Annotated in this window: 13 protein-coding genes; 1 reads left to right on the top strand and 12 read right to left on the bottom strand. The window is 60.8% G+C overall.

Annotated elements, in window-relative coordinates:
* The first annotated feature begins 17 nt into the window (after positions 1–17).
* Positions 18–293, top strand: a complete 276-nt coding sequence (locus KSS96_RS00360) for an HU family DNA-binding protein (protein ID WP_003176958.1) — start codon at positions 18–20, stop codon at positions 291–293.
* Positions 294–526: 233 nt separating this feature from the next.
* On the opposite strand, the gene KSS96_RS00355 is transcribed toward KSS96_RS00360, so the two are convergent.
* From KSS96_RS00355 to tssA, 12 genes are all read right to left on the bottom strand, one after another.
* A complete protein-coding gene (locus KSS96_RS00355; RefSeq protein ID WP_217855563.1) occupies positions 527–1,669 on the bottom strand; it encodes an ankyrin repeat domain-containing protein in 1,143 nt (380 codons plus the stop codon).
* Positions 1,662–6,020, bottom strand: a complete 4,359-nt coding sequence (locus KSS96_RS00350) for an RHS repeat-associated core domain-containing protein (protein ID WP_217855562.1) — start codon at positions 6,018–6,020, stop codon at positions 1,662–1,664. Before KSS96_RS00350 ends, KSS96_RS00355 begins: the two co-directional genes overlap by 8 nt.
* A gap of 12 nt (positions 6,021–6,032) precedes the next feature.
* On the bottom strand, positions 6,033–6,467 hold the full coding sequence (locus KSS96_RS00345; RefSeq protein WP_217855561.1) for a DcrB-related protein: 435 nt from the start codon (positions 6,465–6,467) through the stop codon (positions 6,033–6,035).
* Positions 6,468–6,481: 14 nt separating this feature from the next.
* Positions 6,482–8,425 carry a type VI secretion system Vgr family protein gene (locus tag KSS96_RS00340; protein ID WP_217855560.1) on the bottom strand — a complete coding sequence of 648 codons (1,944 nt, stop codon included), beginning with the start codon at positions 8,423–8,425 and terminating at the stop codon, positions 6,482–6,484.
* A 157-nt stretch (positions 8,426–8,582) separates the two neighbouring features.
* On the bottom strand, positions 8,583–11,237 hold the full coding sequence (gene tssH, locus KSS96_RS00335; RefSeq protein ID WP_135196222.1) for a type VI secretion system ATPase TssH: 2,655 nt from the start codon (positions 11,235–11,237) through the stop codon (positions 8,583–8,585).
* Entirely contained in the window at positions 11,230–12,273 is a 1,044-nt protein-coding gene (gene tssG / locus KSS96_RS00330; protein ID WP_065879246.1) for a type VI secretion system baseplate subunit TssG, read from the bottom strand. The genes tssH and tssG overlap by 8 nt, the downstream gene beginning before the upstream one ends.
* Positions 12,237–14,096: a type VI secretion system baseplate subunit TssF gene (gene tssF, locus KSS96_RS00325; protein ID WP_017526781.1), complete on the bottom strand. Its 1,860-nt coding sequence runs from the start codon at positions 14,094–14,096 to the stop codon at positions 12,237–12,239. The genes tssG and tssF overlap by 37 nt, the downstream gene beginning before the upstream one ends.
* On the bottom strand, positions 14,093–14,608 hold the full coding sequence (gene tssE, locus KSS96_RS00320; protein ID WP_026067178.1) for a type VI secretion system baseplate subunit TssE: 516 nt from the start codon (positions 14,606–14,608) through the stop codon (positions 14,093–14,095). The genes tssF and tssE overlap by 4 nt, the downstream gene beginning before the upstream one ends.
* 72 nt (positions 14,609–14,680) lie before the next feature.
* Positions 14,681–15,169 (bottom strand): Hcp family type VI secretion system effector, encoded by a 489-nt coding sequence (locus tag KSS96_RS00315; RefSeq protein ID WP_017526783.1) that lies wholly within the window; start codon positions 15,167–15,169, stop codon positions 14,681–14,683.
* Between the two features lie 141 nt (positions 15,170–15,310).
* Positions 15,311–16,807 (bottom strand): type VI secretion system contractile sheath large subunit, encoded by a 1,497-nt coding sequence (gene tssC / locus KSS96_RS00310; protein ID WP_017526784.1) that lies wholly within the window; start codon positions 16,805–16,807, stop codon positions 15,311–15,313.
* Positions 16,808–16,809: 2 nt separating this feature from the next.
* A complete protein-coding gene (gene tssB, locus KSS96_RS00305; RefSeq protein ID WP_017526785.1) occupies positions 16,810–17,316 on the bottom strand; it encodes a type VI secretion system contractile sheath small subunit in 507 nt (168 codons plus the stop codon).
* A gap of 54 nt (positions 17,317–17,370) precedes the next feature.
* Positions 17,371–18,387, bottom strand: a complete 1,017-nt coding sequence (tssA, locus tag KSS96_RS00300) for a type VI secretion system protein TssA (protein ID WP_017526786.1) — start codon at positions 18,385–18,387, stop codon at positions 17,371–17,373.
* Positions 18,388–18,448: the final 61 nt, after the last annotated feature.

Here is an 18,448-nt window from a genome sequence, read left to right as displayed (position 1 = left end):
TCAAAGAGGCTTCACATATGCGTAAACCAGAACTCGCAGCCGCCATCGCTGAAAAAGCGGATCTCACCAAAGAGCAGGCCAACCGCGTCCTCAACGCCGTTCTTGAAGAAATCACCGGCGCCCTGCACCGCAAGGACAGCGTCACCCTGGTAGGTTTCGGCACCTTCCTGCAACGCCACCGCGGCGCCCGCACTGGCAAAAACCCGCAAACCGGTGAGCCAGTGAAAATCAAGGCGAGCAATACGGTTGCGTTCAAGCCGGGTAAATCGCTGAAAGATACCGTTAACGCGTAACGCGCAGTACCGTCTCGAAGGGAGGCGGGGCGGTAAAGAAGATGGGCACGCCGATTGGGTTGGTTGGGTGCCCATTTTTTGTGAGCGCTGATGAGTGCTTTAGCGAATGCCTTCGACGAGTGCCTGGTCTTTCTCGCCACCCCACGGATCGTCCAACAGGTACGTGGGTGAGGGGGCGAATCAATTTAGAAAGCTAAATAAATTGCCCCATTTTCCGACGCTGTTTTCCCTTATCAAAATTGTAATGGTGAGGTTAGCGCAATGCTTTTCCAACTGGCTTTACGTTTTTTCTCAAGAAGGCTGTCCAAGGCGGTACCTTGTGGTGGTCCCTTCTTCGGCAATTTAAGTGGCACCAGAACGAAGAGTTTTACCGAATCATCGTGATGGCCGACCTCTTCATTTGTAGTCCAGATCTTATCCACGACAACCAGCGCGTCAATATCGGCTGGCCAGCCCAGCGAGCTTAAGCATGGTTCTGAGCGCAATATGATTTGGCCCTCAGATAAAGGAGCCTTTTCCATTGTACGTTTTGAAAGCTCAGAAAGTAGGCCTTGAGGAAACATCCAGGGACTATCGATAGGAAAGCCTTGTCTGGGCATCCGCCAATTTCCAGGCAGGCAGATAAAAAGTTCTGTTCGTGGCTTTTGCGTAAACAGCCCAAGGGTGAACAGTAGCTTGTAGTCGTTTTTGTCGGCGATGCAACTGACTCTGAGTTTCACACCCGCACCTTGCAGTTGGGGAGTGACCTTTTCAGGAAGCACCCAGCCGGCGGTTTCACTGACAAAGTTGACTATAGGCGCGCCGGGAATTGATTCTTCATCGGCGTCTTTTTCAATCGCGGAAACAGCTCCCTGTGCTTCAAGACGTTCGGCGATCTTCGGGAAATCCCAAGATCGCGCTAGGTCCAAGGCGGTTCGGTTGAATTTGGCGTGCAGTTGATTGACGTCTGCATGGTGATCCAGCAATAGATCAACGGCCGCAGCCTGTCCGAACGTGACGGCTGTTATCAGGGGTGATGTCACCGAGAGAGGTGAGCCGTCGACTTCTGCACCAGCCTCCAATAGCCATCGAACGATTTCCAAGTGCCCATTTTCGGCCGCCACCGCTAGCGGTGTCGTGTTTCCTGAGCCTACGGTGGGTTGATTGATATCGGTACCCAGCTCAACTAGCAATTGGCATATGGCAAGTTGGTTATATTCTGCAGCGTGATGAAGGAGGCCAGGGTAACTGACTAGATTCAAACGAGGAGGCTCAATAAGCTGCGGGCGCTTGGTTAACTCGGTACGTATAAAGGCAAGATCCCCGGATTCGATATGGGCATAAAGTTCTCGAATAAGGGGGGCGTCCTCACCATATGCTTTCTCTAGGCTAGTCATCTAGGAACACTCCCTTTCTCATTTCTTTGCCCATGGATTGTAATGTCTTAATTACCTCGCTCTTACCGCCTTTGCGGGCTATAGCAAGGGCTTCAGAGACCTTTTTCGATGCTGCGATTGTATGGTTTCCGCTACCGTTGGGTGCCCATACAAAGTTGCGCGGATCGTCATTCAAGCCAATACCGAATTTTTTCAGAATTCCCTGGGCATGTGCCACATAGCGACGATTACTGTCCGTCCAATTCTTGGGTGCTTTTTCGCGCACGATGTGGTGACGATGCGGGTTCGTCATCTCGTGTGCCTTGGGTTTAGGTCCCATCTTCGCTTTGTCGGCCTTGGACAGTCGGCAGGTTTCCCAACCAAGTGGGTCAATCCAACCAATAGGGTTTGGTGAGTACTGGTAGAGGTTCAGACCGCCCGTCAGCGCTATCGGATCTCGGGTCGTAAACCGCCCCACATCCGGATCATAAAACCGAAACGTGTTGTAGTGCAGCCCAATCTCCCGATCCAGATACTGCCCCTGGAACCGCAAATTCTGCTCTTCGATAAAGTACGCTTCACGCACCTCATCAAATGTATTCCCCCACACCTGATACCGCGCCTGCCACACCGTTTTCCCATCAGCTTCGGTCAGTTGTTCAGGCAACCCATTCAGATCGTTGTGGTAGTAGCGCACGCTTTGATGCTCACCCGTGCCGTCCACTCGAGCCAGCGGTGCATAGCCGTCTTCTTCATAGATATAGAGGCTGGTCTGGCTGTGCCGGTGTTCCTGCAGCAGGCGCAGGCCTTCCCAATCAAAGCGGGTTTCACCCAACGGGTAGCCATTGTTGTCATGTTCGGTTTTAGCGATGCGCCGCCCAACCGGGTCATAGGTCATTTTCACGACCGTTTCGCGTCCATCCTTCTGGCTACGGATTTCAATCAAGCGATGCTCGGCATCGTAGGCGAAATATTGCACACCACGCACAGCGCTGCGCTTTTCGATCATTCGACCGAAACCGTCATAACGGTAGCGCTTGTCCTGATAGGTCAACAGCTTGTTATGCACGACCAACCCTGCACCTGCTGGCGGTCCGTCCAGCAGGTTGGCCGCGGCGTCGTAGGTGAAAGTTTCCTGCTGGCCCTGGGCGTTGTCCTGGCTGGCGATGATGCGCCCGGTCGCGTCGTAGTGCAGCAGTTGGCGCTGATCCCGACGGTTATCGCGGTCCCGCTCCAGGCGGCCGATCAGGTTATCGGTCGGGTCATAGTCGAAGTGTTTTTGCTGGGCGGCCGGCAGTTGCGTGGGCTGGCCATTGGGGCGGCGTATCCGTGAGCGCAGGCGGCCGCTGCGGTCATATTCGCTGCGCGTGGTGATCTGGCCCTGGGTACGCAGGACTTCACGGTGCAGGCGGTCGCGTTCGAAGTCGCAGATGACGCGGCCGTCGAGGTTGATCTGATGCAGGTGGCCGCTGCCGTAGTACAGGCGGTTGAGCCAACGGCCGTCGGGCAACTGCGTCTGGATCAGGTTGCCGAGCTCATCGTAGTGGTAGTTCAGGCTGCCGGTGGCGCTTTGTTCGATGAGCAGTTGGCCGCGCGCGTCGTAGGCGAAGGCCAGTGCCTGGGTGGTTTCGTCATTGCCGATGAAGGTGACAGCGGTGAGTTGGTCCAACGGGTCGTAGGCGTATTCGGTGCGACCATCATCGGTTTGTTTCAACAGCAAGCGGCCCACTGCATCTCGTTCGAGTCGATGCACAATTGAAGGTTCGGGTGTGTGCCCGGTGGGCACGTACTCGACGGCGGCTACGTTATCCAGAAGGTCATAGGCATAACGTCGGGCGCTGCCGTCGAGGTCTTGCTGCTCTACCAGACGGTCGCACGGGTCCCAGGTAAAGCGGTAACTCTCGCCATTTTCATTGGTCAGGGTTTGGAGGTGTCCGTAAGCGTCATAGCGGAACTCAATCTGCCGGCCGTGTGCATCTATTCGTTGGCGCACTTGCCCGCGGCGCCCGTATTGGTAGCGGGTGGTGTGTCCCGCTGCATCGGTATAGCCGATCAACAGACCGCTGGTGTCGCGCAGGTACTGTTCGGTGCGACCGTCCGGCATTTCGGTCTGCAACAGCCGGCCTTGGCTGTCGTGTCGATAACGCTGTCGTTCACCCAAGGCGTCGACGACCACCTGCAAATGGCCCTGGCGGTCGTACTCGAACGCTGTGGGATACCCTGAACAATCGATATGCTGGATTAATTGCCCGGTTTCATTCCAGCGCAGGGTTTTGCTTTTACCCGTGGCATCGATGATTTCCACCACCTGTCCAAACGTATCGTAGCGATACCGCGTGACATGCCCCAACGGGTCGATTTCACTGACGCAATTGCCCCGCTGGTCGTACTGATATTGCCACGCGTGGCCTGCCGCATCGGTCTCCACCAGCGGCAGCGACCAATGCTCCAGCCACAATGTCGATTCGATACGCCCCAACGGATCCTGAGTGCTGCACAGGTTGCCGGACTCGTCGTAGCCGAACTGCCATTTGCCGCCTTGTGGATCTGTGGCGCTGAGCAACTGACGCTCGTCATTCCATTCAAACTGCCAGGTTTTTCCCAGGTTGTCGGTGTACTCAGTGATCTGGTACTGCGGGTTCCAGCGGCGTGTGCTGAGACGCTGCAAGCCATCAGTAATACGCGTCACGCCGGCCGCCAGGTCATAGTCGAACCGGTACTCGTCACCTTCGTCGGTCCAGTGCCGCACCACGCGCCATTCGCTGCCGTCCACGCAGCCCCATTGGTAGTAACAACGCAGCCCGGTGGGCAGCTGATGCTCGACCATGCGCTGGCCGCTGTCGTAGGTGAAGCGGCGTTGCACATGTGCGTCGGGATCGCGAACTTCGGCGAGGTCGCCGCGAGCATCGTAGCCGTAACTGACAAGGGTTTCGCGGCTGTGATCGGGGTATAGCCGCTCGACTTGTTCCACTCGCGCCGGCCATTTCTGGCTGTAAACAAGTTCGACACGCACATGGTCGAAGGTATCTCGTAACTGGCTCAGCCGACCCTGTACGTCATAGTCGAGGAAGATTCGATTGTCGTTGCGATCCCCCAATTGGCTAAGGCGCAGGCGCGAGGCGGTGCCCGGCGTTGGTTCGAATAGCCGATAGAGCCCATCAACGCTTTCAATCAGTAGTTGGCCATTGGTATTGCGCCGTACGCTCAAGCCTTCTCCTGCGCTGAATACGGCACCGCCAAGCGGGATGACGCCCATGTCGATCTGTCGCGCTTGCTCATCGGTATAGACCAGCCGTTCCCCACCTTCGGGGTGTACGCCAATCTCGACGCAGACCTCGTAGATCACGCTCCAGCTGGCACCGAACAGACCGTCGCGACGCTCGTCCCGACTGCTGTAGTAGCGCTGCCACTCGATAGGGAGCAGGCCGGGCAGGGCGAAGTCCAGATCGTCTTCCCCATCAAGAATTTTCGCGCCAGTGGAGCTGTGTACCGGGTTGGGCGAGCCTGCTACTGCAGAGGTAATGGCATTGGTCACTTGGCTGGTGCCCCACGACACCAGTCCGCCAACGACCATGCACGGCAGCTTGCTGAAAAACTTGGAGCCGCCACCACGCAGCATCAACAGTGCGGTCACCGCCAGCCCGACACCGGGTGTCTTGCCACTGCGGATCTCGCGCACCACCACGGGGCTTCCGCCAATACGCACGTTGCTGGAGATCATCCCCGACTCGACAATCGAGGCGTCGCATGTGCTTCGGTCACCGCTGCGGGCGGCCGGCTGACCGTTGATAGTGACCTTGCTGGAGCCTTCGGCAATAAACTGCGGCGGCATCGGTGGATGTTTGGTGCAGATCACAATATCCAGTGGTTTGGGTACTGCGCCTGGTGCAGGAACCGCCACTGTGGGTCGCCACATCTGCGAGAAGAAACCCTTGGCCATGTCAAGGTAGCTGGCTTCTTCGGGACTACCACCTTCGGCGGGTTGCGAACTGACCGGGCCGATAGCGCCTGCGGCACGTGCAGAGGGTATGCCGTTGGTAAAGGTGTTGTGGGAGCCGGTGGCGATGGTTGCCATCACCACCGGCGGGAATAACGCATTGCCTATCCAGTCACAGACCTTTGTCAGTCCCTTGTCCGCCCCCGTCTTGCTCATGCCTATACCGACGATGATGCCCACCACCGCGCCGAGCACAAAGCAGCCCAGACCGCCGGTAACGACGGTAATACCGGTGGCGGCCACAATCGCAGCAGTGGCGACGGCCGTAATAGCGATGTTGGCCGCAATTTCCAGCACGCCGCCCAAGATGTCGGCCATCGCCGAGGTGTGCAGCAGGCCGTCGCCGAGACGTGCCGCCCAGAGAGCGTCAGACATGGATGAGGGACTTCAAGGCTTGGGATTCAACTGCAGGGTGCTTTTGATGGTTGCCCAATGGGCACTTTCAGCATCGCCCAGGGGTTGGGCTTTGACATAACTCAGGGCAAGCATCTGCCGAGTGCCGGGTATCACAAGCGCTAACTGGTATTGATGAATACGCTCGGTGCCCTTGCTGAACTGGTTATGCACTTCGATGGCGTCTATATCCTGCGCCGCGCCTACACGAAGTGCCTTGGCCGGTTGGTAGCGCAAGTCCTGTACCTGCTTCTCCAGCTTCGCCAGTTGCTCTTCGAAGTTGCTTTGCAGCGTTTCACCCTCATCTAGGAGGCTACGGCTTACGATCAACGACGTACCCAGAGCAGCGAACTTCAGAATATTGATGGAAGCATCTTGAACGTCATCGCTGGGCAGCGTGAATTGCAGTTCATTGAGTTGATAGGTCATGAAACGGAATCTCGTTATTGGCCGGAAGGCGGCTTGGGAAACATGGAATTGACGGCCGCGTCGATTTCACCCTTGACCCCTTGGCCCATGGGTGTGGTACCGCCTTTGCCGCCAATGTTCAAATGCAGATTGCCGCCGGTGTTGATCTCGGAGCTGCCCTCGGAATACACATTGATCTGCACACCAGTGAGATTGATCTGGCCGCTGGCGTTGAGCTCCAGCACGCTTTTGCCGCAAACCAGGCGCAAGTTTTCGCCCACTTCAATTAGATAGCTCTTGCTGATGGCGTCGGTTTTGCTGAACCCCACCATAAGCATGTCGTCATGCTTGACCGCACGCACGCGGTCGTTGCCAATCGTCACTACCTCGTCATGGCCAATGCTTTTATTCCGGTCATGCCCCACCGAGTGGCTCTCATCCACCTCCACCACAATGTCCTGATTACGCTCGGCATGGATGTACAACTGCTCCAGGCCCTTCTTGTCCTCCATGCGGATTTCATTGAAGTTGGCCGGCGTGCCGCCTTTGCTCGAACGGCTTTTCATGCCGCTCTGGGTCGCGTTCTCGGGCAAATCGTAAGGCACCGTCTGCTCGGCGTTGTACACCCGCCCTGTGATGATCGGCCGGTCGGGGTCGCCTTCGAGGAAGCTGACAATCACTTCCTGGCCGATCCGTGGGATCTGCATGGAGCCCCAGTTCTTGCCGGCCCAGGATTGCGACACGCGAATCCAGCACGAGCTGTTTTCGTTGGATTGGTCGTGACGGTCCCAGTAAAAATGCACCTTCACGCGACCGTACTGGTCGGTCCAGATTTCTTCGCCTTTGGGGCCAACGACCAGGGCGGTCTGCGGGCCTTTGACCACCGGCCGATGGGTGGTGGGCAGGGTGCGGTAGCTTTGTTGCGCGGGGATGCAGGTCAGGCTGCTTTCAAACTGCGCCGAGCCTGAACCGCCGCCGCTTTCCAGGCTTTCCTGGACGATGTAGTAGCGGCAGCCGACGATCAGGTATTCGCGGTTCTGGTCCTGGCGGCTGAAGCCGGTGAGGCTGAACAGATGACCGGAGCCGAGGCCGCGGGCATTGCCGGCGAACTCAATCTGCTCATGCAAGGTTTGCAGGGCTTCGATACGGGTGCGTGCGTAGTGTTCGCCGTCGGCGCTTTGCACGTAGGTGCCGGGGTAGTCGTACAGCGGGTAGTCGCCGGCGGTGTGCGGGCGCGGCATGGCCGAGCGCACGTCGATGCTCGCGCTGGGGCGCTGGAAGTCGTAGTCGTTAAGCTCCAGCGAACCCGGCTGCACCTCCTGCGCCAGGTGCCAGTTGTGCATATGGTCGCGTTCGCGCTGTTGCTCGTCCTTGGGGTAATACGGGATCGACGCATAGCCCGGCACCGTGGTGTGGGCGCCATAGGCGTCGGCCAGTACCAGCACGTGACGGTCCTGTTCATGGCGGAAGTAGTAGTAGATGCCTTCCTGTTCCATCAACCGGCTGACGAAATCGAAGCTGGTCTCGCGGTACTGCACGCAGTATTCCCACTCGCGGTAAGGCCGGCTCAGGGCGTCTTCGAAGTCGGAAAACCCCAGGTCGCGGAACACCTGCTTGATGATCTGCGGGATGCTCAGGTTCTGGAAAATCCGGCAGTCCGAGGTGCGGCTCAGCAGCCAGAACCACGGGCGCAGCGTCACCTGGTAACTGGCGAATTGGCCCTGGTCGATGTTCTGGCTGCAACGCGCGACGATACCGTGGAAGTGCCGTTCGCCGCCGTCCGCCAGTTGCAGGCCGACGCTCATCGGCTTGCCCAGCAACTGGTTGAGGTCGATGTTGGCGTTCAGGGACGTCAGCTGCAGCTCATAGTTGAACAGCCGCCCCAGCTCTTCGCCGCCGCCCATTTCATTGAGCAGCAGCACATCCGGCCCGAGGGGGCTGTTGATCTTGGCCAGGCGTGAGGCTTGGTTGAATAGCATCGGTTAACCCGTAAATTGCTGAATAACTGACGAAACCGAATTCAAGTGTGGGAGGGGGCTTGCCCCCGATGGCGGTGAATCAGTTACCTGCTCTATCCACTGAGACACCGCAATCGGGAGCAAGCCCCCTCCCACATTTGAGCCGTGTTCTGTCAGGTCAATCGTTGAACTGGTAGTGCAATTCGTTATCCCGGCTGCCGATGCACACCCCCGCCAACGCCTTGCCTTCGAGCATGCGCGTGAGGAACTCGCGGCTCATGTCCGGCAGCAGGCTGTTGGTGAGGATGGTGTCGATCATGCGCCCGCCGCTTTCGGTTTCGGTGCAGCGCGAGACGATCAGGTCGACCACCGCGTCGTCGTAGTCGAAGGCCACCTTGTGGGTGTTCTCCACGCGCTTTTTGATGCGGTTGAGCTGCAGGCGGGTAATCGCCTTGAGCATCTCGTCGCTCAGCGGGTAGTACGGGATGGTCACCAGACGCCCGAGCAGGGCCGGCGGGAAGATTTCCAGCAGCGGCTGGCGTAGTGCCTTGGCGATTTCTTCCGGCTCGGGGATGTTCGCCGGGTCCTTGCACACGTGCGAGATCAGCTCGGTACCGGCGTTGGTGGTCAGCAGGATCAGGGTGTTCTTGAAGTCGATCACCCGGCCTTCGCCGTCTTCCATCACGCCCTTGTCGAACACCTGGAAGAAAATCTCATGCACGTCCGGGTGGGCTTTTTCCACTTCGTCCAGCAGCACCACGCTGTAGGGCTTGCGCCGCACCGCTTCGGTCAGCACGCCGCCTTCGCCGTAGCCGATATAGCCCGGTGGCGCGCCCTTGAGGGTCGACACCGTGTGGGCTTCCTGGAACTCGCTCATGTTGATGGTGATCACGTTCTGCTCGCCGCCGTACATGGCTTCGGCCAGGGCCAGGGCGGTTTCGGTCTTGCCCACGCCGGAGGTGCCGGCCAGCATGAACACGCCAATCGGCTTGCTCGGGTTGTCGAGGCCGGCGCGCGAGGTCTGGATGCGCTTGGCGATCATCTGCAAGGCGTGGTCCTGGCCGATGATGCGTTTTTTCAGGTGCTGGTCGAGGTTGAGCACGGTTTCCAGCTCGTTGCGCGCCATGCGGCCCACCGGAATGCCGGTCCAGTCGGCGACCACCGAGGCCACGGCCTGGTAATCCACGGTCGGCAGGATCAACGGGGTTTCGCCTTGCAGCGCGGTGAGGCGCTGTTGCAGGTCGACCAATTGCGTACGCAATTGGTCGCTGCCGCTGTCCACCACGCCGGCTTTTTCACGCAGGGTCGCGCGGGTGGCGAGCAGCTCGTCAACCAGGGTTTTCTCTTCGGCCCAGCGGCTTTCCAGCGTGGCCAGGCGCTCGCGCTCGGCGCTCAGCAACGCTTCGCTGTTGCTCTGGCGCGCACCAATGGCGATGCCGATCGCATGCTCGCGGGCGATGATTTGCAGCTCGGTTTCCAGCGCTTCGATGCGGCGGCGGCTGTCGTCCACCTCCGCCGGCACTGCGTGCAGGCTGATGGCGACGCGGGCGCAAGCGGTGTCCAGCAGGCTCACGGATTTGTCCGGCAACTGACGCGCCGGAATATAGCGGTGCGACAGCTTCACCGAGGCTTCCAGGGCTTCATCGAGAATCTGCACCTGGTGGTGTTTTTCCATGGTCGAGGCCACGCCGCGCATCATCAGCAGGGCTTTGTCTTCCGACGGCTCGGCGACCTGTACCACCTGGAAACGACGGGTCAGCGCCGGGTCTTTTTCGATGTGTTTTTTGTACTCGGCCCAGGTGGTGGCGGCCACGGTGCGCAAGGTGCCACGGGCGAGAGCGGGTTTGAGCAGGTTGGCAGCGTCACCGGTACCGGCGGCGCCACCGGCACCCACCAGGGTGTGGGCTTCGTCGATAAACAGAATGATCGGCTTGGGCGAAGCCTGCACGTCTTCGATGACCTGGCGCAGGCGCTGTTCGAACTCGCCTTTCATGCTGGCGCCGGCTTGCAGCAGGCCCACATCCAGGCTGCGCAGCTCTACGTCTTTGAGCGCAGGCGGTACGTCGCCGGCGACGATGCGCAGGGCGAAGCCTTCAACCACGGCGGTCTTGCCCACACCGGCTTCACCGGTGAGGATCGGGTTGTTCTGGCGCCGACGCATGAGAATGTCCACCAGTTGGCGGATCTCTTCGTCGCGGCCCACGATCGGGTCGAGCTTGCCTGTGCGGGCCTGTTCGGTCAGGTCCACGGTAAAGCGCTTGAGCGCTTCCTGCTTGCCCATCGCGCTCGGCGCCATGGCGCCGCTGGCTTCGCCTGGAACTCCGGCATTGAAGCCGTCGCTGGCGCTCAGGGCATTTTCCGGCGAGTCGCCGACGTATTCGTCAAAACGTTCGCTCAGGGCCTCGGCCTTGATCTTGTCGAACTCCGACGACAAGCCCAGCAGCGCATGGCGCAGGCTCGGCGTCTTGAGAATGCCCAGCACCAGATAACCGGTGCGTACCTGGCTTTCGCCGAACATCAGGCTGCCGTACACCCAGCCGCGTTCAACCGCTTCTTCCACGTGGGACGACAGGTCGGTGATCGACGTCGAGCCGCGCGGCAGGCGGTCCAGCGCTTCAGTGAGGTCGCGGGCCAGGCGTGCCGGTTCCAGGTTGAACTGGCGAATGATGCGGTGCAGGTCCGAGTCTTGCAGTTGCAGCAACTGGTGGAACCAATGCGCCAGTTCCACATACGGGTTGCCCCGCAGTTTGCAGAACACGGTGGCGGCTTCGATGGCCTTGTAGGCCACGCTGTTGAGTTTGCCGAACAGTGCGGCGCGACTGATTTCACCCATGCTCTGGATTCCTTGAGGTGGTGGCTTGATCGGCGTAGTGCCGGGCCAGGATTAGGTCGTTGGCGTCATGCTCAGGTTTACCGAGCCAGGTATTGAAGCCCAGGCGAAACTGGCCGTTGAGTTGCAGTGCCGGGACTTCAGGTTGTTGCAAAACCAGGTTCAAGTCCCAGTCCAATTCATGGCCCAGGTACTCGGCCACCCACGCCACCAGCTCGTTGAATGGCTGATGGCCGGGCAGCATGCCCATGTAGTCTTCCAGCGTGAGCGGGCCCAGGCGGATGCGGAATTTATGCTGGCGGTCCCACACATGGCTACCCAGGCAAAAGTCCACGCCCAGGCGGTTGGCGCTTACGCCCACGCGGCTGCGCTCGGGCAGCTCCAGCCATTGGCCGACGTATTCTTCGATCTCCACCGGCAGGCCGAAATACTCGCTGAGAATCGCCTTGAGGCCGTCCGGGTAGCGGGTCTGCGCCGACAGGTGGCCGCTGTAATGCAGCTTCGCGGTGTCGGGAATCAGCCCTTGGTTGAGCAGGCTCGGCATGCCCCGGCCACTCAAGGCGGCGAGGCGCGCGGACCAATAGTCATCGTCCGGGCGGTCGTGGCTGACCGTCGGCCGCGCCTCGGCCCAGGCCCGGTAAAACAGGCTGAGCAGGCGATGGTGGAACACGTCCAGGAACTGCTTGCTGGTGCTGTCGGCGTTGTTGCGCTGGCGCTCGCGCACGTATTCGGTGATGTGCAGCGGAAGCGGGCCGTTGGGGCCGCCAAGGCCGAAGAAGAACTGCTCCAGCCGCGCCGGCTTGCCATCGCCAGCGGGGTCGACGGCGGCCAGGGTCGCCGGGGCGAAGGTGCAATCGGCCTGTTGCCCCAGGCGCAGCGGATCATCGGCCAGGCGCAGGGAATGGCCCAGGCGCGGCAGGTGTGGCGATTCGCACTCGATACGCCGCAGCGCCTGGAAGAAATCGTATTCCCAGGGCGCCTGATGCATTGCATCCAAGGTACTCACAGGGTCGGACGACGTCCGGGCTTGGCTTTCCATCGCATGATCTCGCCGCGTTCGGTGGTACGGATCACCGTCTCGGTAAAACTGTTGATCGACACGTAGCGTGCCAGGAAACGTTCCAGCACCGCACCGAGCAGGAACACGCCGGTGCCGCGAAACGCGTTTTCATCGAATTCCAGGGTAATTTCCAGGCCGCGCCCAAACACAATCGGGCCGGGCATCGGCAGGCGTCGCGTCACCGCTTTGCTGCTGACTTCGCGCAGGCCTTCGATCTGCAATTGCAGCGCCGCGTCGTTGCTGTCGCCATACAGGCGCAACAATTCACGCAAGGCGCCCGCGCCCTGGCCCTGCTCGCTCAACGACAGGTAGTTGAGCGACAACTGGCTGATCAGGCGCCAGGCCTTGGCGTCATGGGCGTGGCTGGCACGCGGACGGCTGGGGCCTGCGACGCAACGCACGGCCAGTACCGGCGCGCTGTCGGCCAGGGTGAAGTCGGTCTTGCTGTTGCCCACGCTCATGAACAGCGGCAGGTCGCGATTGGTACACAGCGCGGTCACACCGAGTTGGCGCAGGTCATGGCCATACGGCGCCTGGCGGCTGTCCACCAGGCTGACAAAGGTTTCGCTGCCCACATAGGTCGAGCGCGGGCCATTGCGACGCTGCTCGCTGGACAGCACGCGCGGCTCGCGGCGCACCGTGTAATACGCCTGGTCGCGGCCATAACGCGAAGGGTCGCGTACCGCGTAGAACGGCAAGAACGGTTGCTCCGGCCCGGTGCCATGGCCGGTAAGGCCGGTCAACGAGTGGATCTCGAAATCCATTGGCCGCGTGCGGTCGGCGATGACGTGGTGTTCGTTGACCCGGTCGGACAAGTGGATACGGTCCACGCGCTTGGGGAACAGGTTGATCGCCGGCGTGCAGAACGGCAGGAACTGCGCCGCGCCGACGCTGCCTTCCAGGCTCGGTTCGTGGCGGTCGAACAGCACGATCAGCTCCAGCTCCTGGCCGTCGCAGCGTTTGACCGCACGGCTCAGTTCGGCGAATTCGACGAACAGGTAGCGGTGGGGCAGGGCGAAGTATTCCTGCAACAGCCGATAGCCCTGGAACGCCCGCGCCACCACCGGCATGGCCGCGTCGGCATCATCAAAGCCCCGGGAGCGCAACGCGTCTTGCCCCAAGCGCTCGACCCAATCGCCACCGGGCTTGCGCGCGAACACCGCGCAGGCATTGCCCAGCAATTGTTCGTAGAGGCGGAACGGCTGCTCGTCGGCACCGCTGAGGTACAGCGGCAGGTTGTCCAGATCAAGGCTGTTGAACGGTAATTCTGCGCCGGTGCGCAGGGTCAGGCGCAAGCCGGCCTTGGCTTTCGGTTCGCTGGCGGCCAGGCGCCCGAGTACGGTGGCGGGGTTGCCGAAGTATTCGGCGCTGCTGACCTGCAACGGCCACAATGTCACCGGATGGGCGGTGCGGTACTCGCAACAGGTCTGGGTTTCGCGGCCCAGGGCGGCCCGCAATACGCTGTCGCGCGGCAGCGGGAAACCGCTGGCCAGGGAGCCTTCATCGGGGTCGGTCTGCAGTTGCACCACGGTCATCGACGGGGTCGGCGCCAGGTAGTGCGGGTAGGCGATTTCCAGCAGGTTGTGGGTGAAGGTCGGGTATTCGGCGTCGAGCTTGAGTTGCACGCGCGCGGTGAGGTAGGCGAAACCTTCGAGCAAGCGTTCGACGTACGGGTCGGCGCAGTCCATACCGGACAGGGTCAGCCGACTGGCGATCTTCGGGTATTCCTTGGCGAACTCGGCGGCGCTTTCGCGCACGTGGTGCAGTTCCTGGTTGTACAGCTCCAGCAGGCGCGGGTTCATGGGCGTCTCCGCTGATCGGCGTTCACCACGCGCACATGACCGGACTCCAGGTCCAGGTCGGTTTGCAGCAGCAGGCGCAGCGGCACCGGCTGTGCCCACAGGTCGCCCTCGATCTCGAAACTCAGGGCGTTGTGGTTCATCTCGCCCTGGCCGACACGGGCTTTGACGCGCAGCGTGTGGCGCAGGATGCGCGGCTCGAACGTCGCAATGGCCTGGTAGATCAGGGCTTCCAGGGACTTGATGTCGACGCTGGAGACGCTGCTGCCCGCCAATGCCGGCAGGCCATAATTGACCACCGAGGTGCCGGCCGGGGTGTGCAGCGTGGCATCGGCATCGAGCAACGACGTGGTGTTGAGCAGCCACGCCAGGTCGCGCAGTACCGAGGCTTTCAATTGGGTCAGGGACAGCACGCGTTTGTCGGCGCTTTCCTTCGGGTTGGTCGGGTCGTCGTCGGTCAGCCGGTCCAGCAGGGACGGTTGCAGACGGTCGCGGGAAGCGATTTCAGTTACCACCAAAGCAGCTCCACGGACGGGTTGCGAGAGGGACACAATGGCCGTGGCACCGGGCCACGGCCACAAGGGCTATCAGCGCTTGGTGTTGGAACGGATGTTCCAGCCAAACTTGACCGCGCCGCCGTCTTTGGTGCCGTCGGCTTTCTGCGGCTGGTAGTCGACCATCACTTGGGCGAAGTTCAGGGTGACGTTTTCGGTCAGGCGGTCATCGGTGCCCGAACCGCCGGTGCTCAGCGAAGTCACCAGCACTTCTTCCAGGTTGATCACCATGTACTCGACCTGGCTTTCACCACCGGCCTTGCGCACGGTCAGCTTGACCTTGTCGATGTGTTTGCCGCTGGCGCACAGCATCATCAGGTTGGGCGAAGCCTTGTCGACGTACTTGGTCAGCGACAGGTCCTGGATGTTCACCTTGCCCGCGCCGCCGCCACCGCCTACATGCATGTTGCCGGACTGGGACATGCCCCAGCTCCAGTTCAGCACGTCGATTTCGTCCTTGTGGGCCTTGTCCATGGACTCGCCCTTGATGTCGCCGATCTTGATGAAAATATCAACAGCCATGTTTTCTCCCTGTGTGGCACCGGCCACTTGATTTGGTTTGTGTGGGAGGGGGCTTGCCCCCGATGCAGGCAACTCGGTCTGTCAGTCAAACCGAGATGATGCTATCGGGAGCAGGCCCCCTCCCACAGAAGAGCAAGTTACTTACGCGCCTTTAGCTGAAGGCAGCTTGGACACCAGGCGCAACGACACGGTCAGCCCTTCGAGCTGGTAGTGCGGACGCAGGTAGAACTTGGAGTTGTAGTAACCCGGGTTGCCTTCGACTTCTTCCACGATCACCTCGGCGGCGGCCAACGGGTGCTGGGCCTTGGTGGTTTCGGTGGAGTGAGCCGGGTCACCGTCGACGTAGTTCAGGATCCAGTCCTGCAACCAGCGTTGCATCTCGTCCTTCTCTTTGAAGGAACCGATCTTGTCGCGCACGATGCACTTCAAGTAGTGAGCGAAACGGCAGGTGGCGAACAGGTACGGCAGGCGCGCCGCCAGGTTGGCGTTGGCGGTGGCGTCCGGGTCGTCGTATTCGGCCGGTTTCTGCAACGACTGCGCGCCAATGAACGCGGCGAAGTCGGTGTTTTTCTTGTGCAGCAGCGGCATGAAACCGTTCTTCGCCAGTTCCGCTTCACGACGGTCACTGATGGCGATTTCGGTCGGGCACTTCATGTCCACGCCACCGTCATCGGTAGGGAACGTGTGCGCCGGCAGGTTTTCCACTTCGCCGCCGGACTCAATGCCACGGATGCGCGAGCACCAGCCGTAGTGCTTGAACGAACGGTTGATGTTCACCGCCATCGCGTAGGCGGCGTTGGCCCAGGTGTACTTGGCGCTGTCGGCGCCGTCGGTGTCTTCTTCGAAGGCGAAGGCTTCCACCGGGTCGGTCTTGGCGCCGTACGGCAGGCGCGCCAGGAAACGCGGCATGGTCAGGCCGATGTAGCGCGAATCTTCCGATTCACGCAGCGAGCGCCAGCCGGCGTATTCCGGGGTGGTGAAGATCTTGGTCAGGTCGCGCGGGTTCGACAGTTCCTGCCAGGAGCCCATGCCCATCACGGTCGGCGATGCCGCAGCGATGAACGGGGAGTGCATGGCCGCGCAGACTTTGGACAGCTCGCCCAGCAGCTCGACATCCGGCGGGGACTGGTCGAAGTAGTAGTCGCCCACCAGGCAACCATAAGGTTCGCCGCCGAACTGGCCGTATTCTTCTTCGTACATCTTCTTGAAGATCGGGCTCTGGTCCCACGCGGTGCCTTTGAATTTCTTCAGGGTCTTGTGCAGGTCCGGCTTGGAGATGTTGAGCACGCGGATCTTGAGTTGCTCATCGCTCTCGGTGTTGTTGACCAGGTAGTGCAGGCCACGCCAGGCGCTTTCCAGCTGCTGGAAATCCTGGTGGTGGATGATCTGGTTGACCTGGGCGGTGAGCTTGGCGTCGATGGCGGCGATGATCGATTCGATCGACTTGATCGCGTCATTGGACACCAGGTCGGTCTGGGCCAGCGCCTGTTCAGCCAAGGTGCGCACGGCGGTTTCCACGGCTTCGCGGGCACGCTCGGTCTTGGGCTTGAACTCTTGCATCAACAGCGAGGCGAACTCGCTGGTTTCTTCGGTGGCGCCCAGGTTGAGCGCGCCTTCGCGAACGGTATTGTCGGTCATGATTACTGATCCCCTGCAGGCTTCGGCGCGCTGGCAAGTGCCTGAAGCAGTGCCGGGTCCTTGATCGCCTTCATGATGATTTCTTCAGCGCCGGTCTTGCCGTCCATGTAGGTCAGCAGGTTGGCCAGCTGGGTGCGGGCTTCGAGCAACTGGTTCAGCGAGTCGACCTTGCGGGCCACGGCGGCCGGGCTGAAGTCGTCCATGCTCTCGAAGGTCATGTCCAGGCTCAGGTTGCCTTCGCCGGTCAGCTCGTTGGGTACGTGGAACGCCACGCGCGGCTGCATGGCCTTGAGGCGCGAGTCGAAGTTGTCGACGTCCACTTCAAGGAACTTGCGGTCGGCCACTGGGGCCAGCGGCTCGGCAGGCTTGCCGGCGAGGTCGGCCATCACACCCATCACGAAGGGCAGCTGGACCTTTTTCTCGGCGCCGTAAAGCTCGACGTCGTACTCGATCTGCACTCGAGGCGCGCGGTTGCGCGCGATGAATTTCTGAGAACTTTGCTTCGCCACGTTGCTGCTCCTGGTCGCTTGAGCGACGGTGTTGTTACTGCAAAGCCTGGCGACTTACTCGTCGTCCGGGCCACGCAGGTTTTCAAATTGGGACATGCCATCGGGAATCAGATTGCGCACGATCGCCGCAAAATCGGCGTGCACCAGATTTTTCGCGCGGTTCAACAACACCGGCAGCGGGCTCGAAGGCTCGTGCCGGGTGTAATACGCAAGGATCTTGTCGAGGCTGCGCAACACGTCATCGCGGCTGGCGATGTCGCCGACCGGGCGTGGTGCGGCAGGGGCGGCGAAGTCGACCGAGGGGGCATTGTCGTCACTGACGGCCTCGGGCTCGCTGCTGCTGTCGGTGCCTGGCACCGCTTGATTGAGAATTTGCAGGGCCTGCTTGAGCGGTTGCTTCAACAGGCTCAGGTCCACGCCCTGGGCCGAACCGACCTGGTCGTTGACCTGTTGTTCGATGGCTTCACAGGCCGAACGCGCGGCGCTCAAGGCGTCGCGGGTGGCCTGCAGGAGTTCGGGATCGCTGTCGAGGAACGCGGCATTCAACTGCTGCGCACCCAGTTGTTCGTCCGGGAAACTCATCAGGCCGCTGGCATTCAGGGCTGCGCGCAGGCTTACCGGGCCGAAGGTGCGCGAGCGCGTGAGGATACTTTCGCGCAACAGGCGAATGGTCGCGTCGCTGGTCAAGCCGGCCAGGGCGTTGATACGCACGGTAGGGTCGTTGTCGTCGTCCGCATCCAGGCGCGGGTGCAACTCGGCCCAGTATTCACGCAGGAGCGCATCGATCAACGTCAGGACTTCAGCCAGCCCGGCCACACCCTGGAGGGCGAGGGAGCTTTGCAGCAGGAAATGAGTGATGCGCAGGTCTTTGCTGCGCTGCAACAAGTCGAGGCTTTGCTGCTGGATGCTGCGCCATTCAGGCGGTTCAGCGGGCAGAACGGCGTCGCCCATGCTGCGCTCGGGTTGGCCCTTGGCATCACGCTCAAGCTGGAGAAATTGCGCGTCATACTCCATGTCTTCGCCACAAGGCGAAGTCGCGGAAACGGCGGTGAGCAGCAACGGCACATCCACTGAAATCGATCTCCCTATCAGCCCGTTAGATGACGGGCAATGCATGCATTAGTTGCGCGGT

Source organism: Pseudomonas asgharzadehiana, from assembly GCF_019139815.1.
Lineage (GTDB): Bacteria > Pseudomonadota > Gammaproteobacteria > Pseudomonadales > Pseudomonadaceae > Aquipseudomonas > Aquipseudomonas asgharzadehiana.
Note: the sequence above shows the minus strand (reverse complement) of the source record. Positions and strands in the feature narration are given on the sequence as shown.

Excerpts from the sequence above, each read along its gene's own strand:
- KSS96_RS00360 (WP_003176958.1), top strand. The coding sequence starts at position 18 with ATGCGTAAACCAGAACTCGCAGCCGCCATCGCTGAAAAAGCGGATCTC.
- KSS96_RS00355 (WP_217855563.1), bottom strand. The coding sequence starts at position 1,669 with ATGACTAGCCTAGAGAAAGCATATGGTGAGGACGCCCCCCTTATTCGA.
- KSS96_RS00350 (WP_217855562.1), bottom strand. The coding sequence starts at position 6,020 with ATGTCTGACGCTCTCTGGGCGGCACGTCTCGGCGACGGCCTGCTGCAC.
- KSS96_RS00345 (WP_217855561.1), bottom strand. The coding sequence starts at position 6,467 with ATGACCTATCAACTCAATGAACTGCAATTCACGCTGCCCAGCGATGAC.
- KSS96_RS00340 (WP_217855560.1), bottom strand. The coding sequence starts at position 8,425 with ATGCTATTCAACCAAGCCTCACGCCTGGCCAAGATCAACAGCCCCCTC.
- tssH (WP_135196222.1), bottom strand. The coding sequence starts at position 11,237 with ATGGGTGAAATCAGTCGCGCCGCACTGTTCGGCAAACTCAACAGCGTG.
- tssG (WP_065879246.1), bottom strand. The coding sequence starts at position 12,273 with ATGGAAAGCCAAGCCCGGACGTCGTCCGACCCTGTGAGTACCTTGGAT.
- tssF (WP_017526781.1), bottom strand. The coding sequence starts at position 14,096 with ATGAACCCGCGCCTGCTGGAGCTGTACAACCAGGAACTGCACCACGTG.
- KSS96_RS00315 (WP_017526783.1), bottom strand. The coding sequence starts at position 15,169 with ATGGCTGTTGATATTTTCATCAAGATCGGCGACATCAAGGGCGAGTCC.
- tssC (WP_017526784.1), bottom strand. The coding sequence starts at position 16,807 with ATGACCGACAATACCGTTCGCGAAGGCGCGCTCAACCTGGGCGCCACC.